At 73.4% G+C, this 384-nt stretch carries 1 protein-coding gene; it reads right to left on the reverse strand.

The window, feature by feature from the left end:
• Positions 1 to 384 (reverse strand): glycerate kinase (locus tag D9V41_RS16705; RefSeq protein ID WP_166376110.1); only part of this gene is annotated, 384 nt, incomplete at both ends.

Raw genomic sequence — 384 nt, forward strand, 5'->3', positions numbered from 1 at the left:
CAGCAGGGCGAATCCCAGTCCGCCGGCGGCGCCGGCCGACGGCGAGTCGGCGAGTCGTCGTTCGGAGGGGGTGCGTCCGCAGACCGCGACGACGAAGCCGTCGAGGACCCGGTCGACGCGCAGGATGTCCTCCTCGGAGAACCCCATCTGTGCACCGAACATCTTCGACGCGCCGAACATGCCGAGCAACCGGGTCTCCACGTCGGCCGCGACGACCAGCTCGACACCGGACAACCGCTCCCGGGCGGCCATCACGTCGACGGCCGACACCTGCTCCAGCCCGGCGGGTCCCCGGTCGAGCGGCCCGTCCGCCGTGGCACCGAGCGCCGCGAGCAGCCCCGCTCCCCCGTCGTTCGTGGCGCTGCCGCCCAGACCGACGACGAT

Origin of the sequence: Aeromicrobium phragmitis (assembly GCF_003674095.1) — a bacterium.
GTDB lineage: Bacteria > Actinomycetota > Actinomycetes > Propionibacteriales > Nocardioidaceae > Aeromicrobium > Aeromicrobium phragmitis.